Below are 7810 nucleotides of genomic sequence, written 5' to 3'. Positions count from 1 at the left end.
CGTCGTCGGCGCTGGCTCTGTCGTAACCAAAGACGTTGCGCCGGGCGATCGAGTTGTTGGAAATCCGGCGCGCTCCATTAAACCAAAAAACTGAAGAAAGTCGCTATTTCGCCAAATGCTCGCGAATAATATTAGCGAGCAGATTGAGAGCATGAACATATTTGTCATTGAGCTCAAAAGAAGCGTTAAGACGAATACAGTGATCGTATTGTTCTGTCAGGCTGAACATCTTTCCCGGTGCGATGCTGATATTACCTTTTAGCGCTTCTCGATATATCTGCAAGCCGTCGATATGCTTGGGAAGCTCTAACCAAATAAAGTACCCGCCGCTTTGGCTTAACACGTTGACTTCTTCAGGTAACAGCTCATTAAGCAGATCCGTCATCTTACTTTTACGTTCAAACAGCTTTTTCCGTAACTGCTTCAAATGCGATTCATAATTGCGGCTTGTTAAATAGTGCACCAATGTCATTTGCACTGGTGCACTCGTCGCTAATGTACTCATTAACTGTAACTTTTGTACCTCTAGCGCCCGCTTTCCCGCCGCAACCCAACCAATACGTAGCCCTGCGATTAATGATTTTGAAAACGAGGAGCACAACATGGTATTGCCCGTGTCATCAAACATTCTTAGTGGATAAACCGAGTCATTCCCTGCATGCAGTTCGCTGTACACATCATCTTCAATTACTGGCACGTTATATCGCTGTGTCAGTTCAATCAGCTTTTGTTTTTTCTCGTTGGAGAGCGTAAAACCCAGAGGATTCTGGAAGTTCGACATAAGCCAGCACGCTTTCACATCGTGTGTTTGCAGCGCTCGTTCCAATGAGTCTAGGTCAATACCCGTGACTGGGTCTGTTCTTACTGAGAGCGCTTTCAAACCTAACCGCTCTAAGGATTGCAATGCGCCATAGAAGGCAGGCGACTCCACAACCACCCAATCTCCCGGTCTTGTACAAGCTTGCAAACTGAGCGTTAACGCCTCCAGCGCGCCTGCCGTAATGACAATTTCATCGGGTGAAATTTCAATGCCTTTCGCAGCATAACGCTTCGCGATGATGGTGCGTAATTGTTCGTTTCCCGGCGGTAAGTTATCAAAGGTGGTGGAAATCGGCATATTGCGAGCGGCTGCGCTCATCGCCCGATTCACGTGATAGCGTGGGTACAAACTTGGGTCTGGATAGGCAAAGCCAAAATTGATCATGGATGGATTTTTACTCGCCTGCAGAACATCAAAGATAAACTCATTGATGTCTACCTGCTCTGTCCACGAAACCGCGGCTGGCGCTTGGGGTTCATTTGAGCTCTTAATATTGGGCGCGACTCGATAACCAGATCGCGGCTGTGACGTTACCCAGCCTTGAGATTCCAGAATTTGATACGCGTGCAACACCGTCATCAAGCTCAAACCCGAGTGTTCAGATTGGCGACGCAGCGAAGGCAGCTTGTCACCCGGATGCCATATCCCCGATTTTATCTGCCTTTTAAGCTGTTCCACTAACTCTTGATACTTCGCCAAACGCAAATCCCCTTCCCTAAAGCCGAATTCAAAATAATAACACTTCAATATTTAATCTGTTATAGGTTTATAGTCACTGTCTGTACCTACTTCCCTCATTCCGCTCCTCTTAAAATAGCTCTCTCATAAAACTTAAAAGATCAAAGGAAGTTTAATGTTTGGCCTCGACGCATTTATGCTTGCACGGATACAGTTCGCCTTTACGGTATCCTTTCATATTATTTTCCCCGCTATCACCATAGGTTTGGCCACCTATCTCGCCGTGCTGGAAGGCTTATGGCTAAAAACACGCAATCCCGATTACCAAAAGCTCTATCACTTCTGGTCGAAAATTTTTGCGGTTAACTTTGGAATGGGTGTTGTATCTGGTCTTGTCATGGCCTATCAATTCGGCACCAACTGGAGTGGTTTCTCCGACTTCGCTGGTTCTATCACTGGCCCATTACTGACTTATGAAGTGTTAACGGCTTTCTTTCTCGAAGCCGGATTTCTTGGCGTAATGCTGTTTGGGTGGCGTCGCGTCGGCGAAAAGCTGCACTTTTTTGCAACCTCGATGGTGGCGTTAGGCACGATCATTTCGACGTTCTGGATTCTCGCCTCCAACAGTTGGATGCAAACGCCACAAGGCTATGAAATTGTCGACGGACGTGTGGTGCCAACTGACTGGTTTGCTATCGTTTTCAATCCTTCATTTCCTTATCGTTTGGCGCACATGAGCGTCGCAGCTTTTGTCAGTTCAGCACTCTTTGTAGGCGCGTCAGCCGCTTGGCATTTATTGAGAGGCAATCAATCGACTTCGGTAAAAACCATGTTTTCGATGTCGCTCGGGATCTTAGTGTTCCTTGCGCCACTCCAAGCCGTGATTGGCGATGTGCATGGGCTAAACACTCTGGAACACCAGCCCGCCAAAATCGCTGCCATCGAAGGACATTGGGATAACAGCGATGGCAAACCAACCCCATTGATATTGTTCGGCATGCCAAACATGGAACAAGAACGCACAGACTATGCCTTAGAAATTCCTGTTTTAGGAAGTTTGATCCTACGCCACAGTTTAACTGAGCCAATCCCGGCGCTGAAAGACTTCCCGAAAGAGGAACGACCGAACTCACCTATCGTCTTTTGGTCATTTCGAATCATGGTCGGGCTAGGACTTCTGATGATTTTTCAAAGCTTCTACAGCATATGGTTACGAAAAAAGAACACGCTTTATACTTCGCGTTGGTTCCTCAAGTTTTCATTGTTTATGGGGCCATCTGGTCTTATCGCAATACTCGCTGGCTGGTTTACGACAGAGGTTGGTCGGCAACCTTGGGTCGTGTATGGCGTACAAAAAACGCGTGATGCGGTTTCTGCACACGGAGACCTACAAATGAGCATCAGCCTGCTGTGTTTCCTTGTTGTGTACAGCTTGGTGTTTGGTTTTGGGTATTACTACATGATCCACCAAATCAAGAAAGGCCCCGATGCAATCGAGCACGATGAGCACGACATGACGACCGTTTCAGGCCGCATCTAGAATTTGTCACAAAGTTAAGGTAGAGAATATGCATTTTGATTTATCCGTGATTTGGTTCGCGATCATCGTTTTTGCCACTTTGATGTACATCATCATGGACGGCTTCGATTTGGGTATTGGAATACTGATGCCCTTCATCAAGGATGAAAAACAAAAAGACGTCATGGTCAACAGTGTCGCGCCAGTTTGGGACGGTAACGAAACTTGGATTGTGCTTGGAGGCGCATCTCTATTTGGCGCTTTTCCGATGGCTTACGCGGTGATTATTGAAGCGCTAACCATCCCTTTAACGTTGATGTTGATTGCTTTGATCTTTCGTGGAGTCGCATTTGAGTTTCGCTTTAAAGCATTGGAAAGCCACTTAAAGTTCTGGGATCGCTCTTTTATGGTCGGATCGATTTTAACCACGTTTTTCCAAGGCATCGTTGTTGGCGCGGTAATTCAAGGCTTTGCGGTGGAAAACCGCGTCTTCGTAGGTAGCCAACTAGACTGGCTTACCCCTTTTCCCATCTTTTGCGGTTTGGGTTTAGTCGCAACGTACGCGCTGCTCGGTAGCACATGGCTCATCATGAAGACGGAAGGTGCACTGCAAAACACGATGTACCGCTTCACTAATAAAACACTACTGGCGATGATCTCCGCATTAGTCATTGTGAGCGCTTGGACTCCACTTGCTTACCCTACCATTGCGGAAAGATGGTTTTCTCTGCCGAATTTGTTCTACTTACTGCCCGTACCAGTCATTACTGGACTGGTATGTTTGAAGATTGCTGACTCCGTTAAAAAGCGTAAAGAGCGCAGCCCTTTCGTGATGGCGCTAGTGATCGTGATTCTCGGGTTCGCAGGGCTTGGCATCAGTATCTGGCCAAATATCATTCCTCCTAGCATATCAATATGGGAAGCAGCGGCTCCTGCAAGCAGTCAGCGCTTTATGCTCGTTGGAGCGGTGATCATCATCCCGATCATTCTGGCTTACACCTTTTGGAGTTATTACGTCTTCTCTGGAAAAGTGAAAGAAGACGAAGCGTACCATTAACGAGTTGATAAGGAGTGAGTATGAAAGTCAAAAATTGGTGCCGCCAATGGGCGTGGATGGTTGGAATTTGGGTCGTTAGCGTCGCTGCATTAGGGTTAGTGTCTATGTTATTTCGCGTCATGATGACCGCTGCAGGGTTAAAATCTTAGCGCGGCATTTTTAAGTCAATAAAAAATGGATGCCTCTAGATCTTGTGTAAGAGCTAGAGGCGTTGAACCTAATACTCAATCTTAATGAAAAAGCCAAGCGTTAAGAATCTACTCAAAACATTCTTTCATAAGTCTACATTGCCTGAAGTCGTTCATGCATGCTTACGAGATCAAAAGGTTCAAGCTTTTTCGCAATGCTCAGTAATGCTTCCTTTTTATCTTGCGGTAAACTTTGAAACTTCGACTCTAAACGTAAATCCACTTTGCTAAAAAGTAGCTTTCTAATTTGACTAGCTTTTGCCTTTGATAATTGCAATCCATCATTATCGGAGGTTTCAATTATCATGATAATTCTTGCTAAATCACTGAATTCATCATCAGAGCATAAATAAAGTGATTGTTTGTATAAATAGCCAACCGAAATTTCAAAATCAATATTAAGCGCTTGAATCTGACTGACAATGTTTTCACTCATATCACTTTGAGAAGCAGAGTTGATACAATCATCAAATCGCCTTTCAAATGTAACAAATCGATTATTGAGCTCGTCCAACATAGTTGTATCTTTTGCGAATGATTCTATAGGTAAAACCAATAAGAACATTGGCAGTAGGTATTTTTTCAGCGACCGGCTATTCACAATCAAGTCCTTCTTCTAAAAAACTTTCATGCGGTGTTGGTGCAAGTGTTGCTTTCAAATTCAAGTCCATTAAACTCGCCAAATGGCTTTCATTAAACTCTGATAGCTTTTGCAGCTTTAGACTGGCTTCATTAAACTCTTGGTAGAACTTATCAGGTTGAGGTATCACGACTGTTTTTATGTTTGCTCGTGTTGCCGCAAGCATACCCGAATAAGAGTCTTCAAAGGCAATACAGTTACTTGAATCTACACCTAGTTTATTGATTGTTGAAAGGTAGACATCTGGCTCTGGCTTACCCTGCTCTACATCGTCTGACGATGATATCGCGTCAAAGTAACTGGCAATACCGAGTTTGTTCAAAATGATGGGAATGAGTTGATAAGGTGAATTAGTAGACAACCCTATCTTAAACCCTTTTTCCTTAAGCAATTTGAGTGTTTCTGTAACACCCTCTAATTCGCATCCTTTTTCAATTATTAATGCCTCCACTTTATCCACAACAGCATTCTCTACTTCCTCTAGGCTCTTTTCTTGCCAAGGATTACGTTCATACCAAAACCTTGTTACTTCACCTGTCGTCATAGTTGCAGTCTGCTTTGACAGCACTTCGGTCACTTGGACACCAACTGATGAAAACACCTGCTTTTCCGCTTCCTTCCACAAAGGTTCTGAATCAATCAGCAACCCGTCCATATCAAAGACCGCAGCGTATATCATTGGTACATCCTCAGTAAGTTCTATTCGTTGAGTAAGATTTGTCTATTCAACCAAAGCATAGCTTTGCATATAACGAGTGAGAGTATCACATTTGCCTGTGGCTATCAGAGCCAATTCGATGACTCATCTTTAAGCCTCTACATGACCGATGTGCATGGCTACTTTTAACGCTTGTTTATTGAGATTAGATGCCTCCCAAGCAACAACAACACGACTAGTGAGAGGGATATCATCAATCTCGGCGACTGTCGCGGAATCATCGAGATGTTCAGCCAGTGAGCGCGGTACGAGAGCGATACCTAACCCGGCCTGCGCCATGGCAATCGTCGTACGAAGTTGCGGTGCTGCGAACTGTGGTTCGAGCCTTACTCCTGCGTCGGCAAAAAGTGTGCTCATGCCATCAAACAATGCGGGTCCCGTCTCTCGTGGAAACAGTAAAATTTTATGGCCTCTCAACTGTTTCATCTGGATACAGGGATATTTTGCCAGTTCGTGGCCCGCCGGAATCACTGCGACAAACGGGTCGTTAAACAACACCTTATGCTCAAAAGGCTCACTGGCGTAACAGGGTAGCCGCATGATTGCGAGATCAAGTTGTTTGCTTTTTAACTGAGTGGCAAGCTCTGGCATTGATAGTTCCGCCGTCTGTAAATGAACCCCATTCTCTTGAATACGCCCAATCCTCTCCAATACCTTAATGCAGGTTGATGTTGACGTCGCGAACCCAATTTTAACCTGCGTATTTTCACCACGGGCAATCTGTCGGGCTTTTGCTTTAGCGCGTTCCACATCAGCAAGAATATTTACCGCATCCAAATAAAAGACTTGCCCTGCATGGGTCAGTTCTACTCCTCTAGACAAGCGCTTAAATAAGTCCACGCCAAGCTCGTGCTCTAGCTTTTTGATTTGTTGACTCAAAGGAGGTTGCGCAATCCCTAACTGTTCAGCTGCTCGGGTAAAGTGACGAGTCTCGGCGACCGCGACAAAATACTTCAGGTAGCGAAATTCCATATATTTTCCATATCAAAATAAATCTTTTTTATATTGGATTTAGCACCGTGTAGAAGTCAATCTAAATATACTCTTCATTGCATAACTGGTCTTACTCATGCGTGGATTTTATAACCCTCTATGCGCTTGTTCGCTTGAAGTAGCGAAAGAATTTTCTGAATACCATCATGTTACCGGAGATGGTGAGATTTATCAGACTTCGTTAATGAGTGCTTTGATCGCTGGTGTTTACGAAGGCTCGACAACCATAGAAGAACTGCTGAAACATGGGGATTTTGGTTTAGGTACGTTCAATGAATTGGATGGTGAGTTGATTGCGTTTGATAAGGAAGTTTTTCAACTCAAGTCGGATGGCTCCGCAAACCCGGCAGACCTGGCGCAAAAAACGCCCTTTGCTGTCATGACTTTTTTTAAGCCTGATATCGAGCTGCCACTGACATCGCGCATGTCACGTCATGAAGTCCATAGCCTCATAGACGACCTGGTTCCAAGCGATAACCTATTTTGCGCAGTGCGCATTGATGGCGTTTTCGATTCAGTTCGTACTCGTACCGTACCTAAACAAACACGCCCTTATCGGCCAATGCTTGAAGTGGTCAAAGAACAACCAACATTCCGCTTCACGCATAAGCAAGGCGTGGTCGCCGGCTTTCGCAGTCCTAAATACACGACTGGCATTAATGTGCCCGGCTATCACGAACACTTTATTACCGATGACCGCCAAGGAGGTGGTCATATCCAGGATTACAGCATTTCGTCAGGGTTCCTCCAGATTGGCAAAGTCTCACGGCTAGTGATTGATACCCCAGTATCGACAGACTTCCTCAACGCCAATTTGGCTCCGGAAGATATAAATACCGCCATAGAAAAGGCGGAAAAGTAACAAAGTCAGGCAAATAATAAGGACAACAAATGCAATCCAAACCTTCAAATAAAAATGGAGCTCAGTTGATCGCTCAACAGCTAGAGTCTCTCGGCATTAAGTACATTTTCGGTATTCCTGGTGCAAAAATCGATCGACTGTTCGATGCGATTGAAGACACTAACATCCAAATGATTCCGGTACGTCACGAGGCTAACGGCGCGTTTATGGCTGGCGTTATGGGAAGACTAACCGGTAAAGCAGGCGTCACAATGGTTACGTCAGGCCCAGGCTGTGGAAATCTAGTTACGGGGGTGGCAACAGCAAACTCCGAAGGCGATCCGCTGATTGCTATC

General features: G+C 45.2%; 9 protein-coding genes and 1 pseudogene. 6 read left to right on the top strand and 4 right to left on the bottom strand.

All coding sequences use genetic code 11. From position 1 onward, the window contains the following. A pseudogene (locus IQR33_RS32275) lies at positions 1 to 94 on the top strand (sugar O-acetyltransferase); the annotation flags it as partial. Between the two features lie 9 nt (positions 95 to 103). Here the strand turns inward: IQR33_RS32275 and IQR33_RS03925 are convergent. Beyond that, the gene (locus IQR33_RS03925; protein ID WP_193843530.1) at positions 104 to 1519 is read right to left on the bottom strand and encodes a PLP-dependent aminotransferase family protein; all 1416 of its coding nucleotides are present in this window, start codon (positions 1517 to 1519) and stop codon (positions 104 to 106) included. A gap of 154 nt (positions 1520 to 1673) precedes the next feature. Here IQR33_RS03925 and IQR33_RS03920 point away from each other — a divergent pair, with 154 nt between their 5' ends. From IQR33_RS03920 to IQR33_RS03910, 3 genes are read left to right on the top strand one after another with little or no spacing between them, the layout of a single operon-like run. After that, entirely contained in the window at positions 1674 to 3038 is a 1365-nt protein-coding gene (locus IQR33_RS03920) for a cytochrome ubiquinol oxidase subunit I (RefSeq protein WP_193837959.1), read from the top strand. 28 nt (positions 3039 to 3066) lie between these two features. Continuing rightward, positions 3067 to 4074: a cytochrome d ubiquinol oxidase subunit II gene (gene cydB, locus IQR33_RS03915; RefSeq protein ID WP_033906439.1), complete on the top strand. Its 1008-nt coding sequence runs from the start codon at positions 3067 to 3069 to the stop codon at positions 4072 to 4074. Positions 4075 to 4094: 20 nt separating this feature from the next. Then, positions 4095 to 4223, top strand: a complete 129-nt coding sequence (locus tag IQR33_RS03910; protein ID WP_017447407.1) for a DUF2474 domain-containing protein — start codon at positions 4095 to 4097, stop codon at positions 4221 to 4223. 133 nt (positions 4224 to 4356) lie between these two features. Here the strand turns inward: IQR33_RS03910 and IQR33_RS03905 are convergent, their stop codons facing one another. The 3 genes from IQR33_RS03905 to IQR33_RS03895 all read right to left on the bottom strand — a co-directional run bounded on the left by IQR33_RS03905 (position 4357) and on the right by IQR33_RS03895 (position 6592). After that, positions 4357 to 4863: a hypothetical protein gene (locus IQR33_RS03905; protein ID WP_054574663.1), complete on the bottom strand. Its 507-nt coding sequence runs from the start codon at positions 4861 to 4863 to the stop codon at positions 4357 to 4359. Further along, a complete protein-coding gene (hxpB, locus tag IQR33_RS03900; protein ID WP_054574664.1) occupies positions 4856 to 5581 on the bottom strand; it encodes a hexitol phosphatase HxpB in 726 nt (241 codons plus the stop codon). Before hxpB ends, IQR33_RS03905 begins: the two co-directional genes overlap by 8 nt. Before the next feature lie 129 nt (positions 5582 to 5710). Then, the gene (locus IQR33_RS03895) at positions 5711 to 6592 is read right to left on the bottom strand and encodes a LysR family transcriptional regulator (protein ID WP_193837958.1); all 882 of its coding nucleotides are present in this window, start codon (positions 6590 to 6592) and stop codon (positions 5711 to 5713) included. A 97-nt stretch (positions 6593 to 6689) separates the two neighbouring features. On the opposite strand from IQR33_RS03895, the gene budA reads away from it, so the two are divergent. Together budA and IQR33_RS32270 are read left to right on the top strand one after the other, a co-directional pair. Beyond that, positions 6690 to 7475, top strand: coding sequence for an acetolactate decarboxylase (gene budA, locus IQR33_RS03890; RefSeq protein WP_053304714.1), 786 nt, complete (start codon positions 6690 to 6692; stop codon positions 7473 to 7475). 29 nt (positions 7476 to 7504) lie between these two features. Beyond that, positions 7505 to 7810: thiamine pyrophosphate-binding protein (locus IQR33_RS32270; protein WP_265575776.1), on the top strand; the 306-nt coding region annotated here is incomplete at its 3' end.

The organism is Vibrio sp. OPT46, from assembly GCF_015163535.1.
In the GTDB taxonomy this organism is placed as follows: domain Bacteria; phylum Pseudomonadota; class Gammaproteobacteria; order Enterobacterales; family Vibrionaceae; genus Vibrio; species Vibrio alginolyticus.
Note: the sequence above shows the minus strand (reverse complement) of the source record. Positions and strands in the feature narration are given on the sequence as shown.

What these genes read in the sequence shown, in the direction of transcription:
- budA (WP_053304714.1), top strand. Translation starts at nt 6,690, where the DNA reads ATGCGTGGATTTTATAACCCTCTATGCGCTTGTTCGCTTGAAGTAGCG.
- IQR33_RS03895 (WP_193837958.1), bottom strand. Translation starts at nt 6,592, where the DNA reads ATGGAATTTCGCTACCTGAAGTATTTTGTCGCGGTCGCCGAGACTCGT.
- IQR33_RS03910 (WP_017447407.1), top strand. Translation starts at nt 4,095, where the DNA reads ATGAAAGTCAAAAATTGGTGCCGCCAATGGGCGTGGATGGTTGGAATT.
- cydB (WP_033906439.1), top strand. Translation starts at nt 3,067, where the DNA reads ATGCATTTTGATTTATCCGTGATTTGGTTCGCGATCATCGTTTTTGCC.
- hxpB (WP_054574664.1), bottom strand. Translation starts at nt 5,581, where the DNA reads ATGATATACGCTGCGGTCTTTGATATGGACGGGTTGCTGATTGATTCA.
- IQR33_RS03920 (WP_193837959.1), top strand. Translation starts at nt 1,674, where the DNA reads ATGTTTGGCCTCGACGCATTTATGCTTGCACGGATACAGTTCGCCTTT.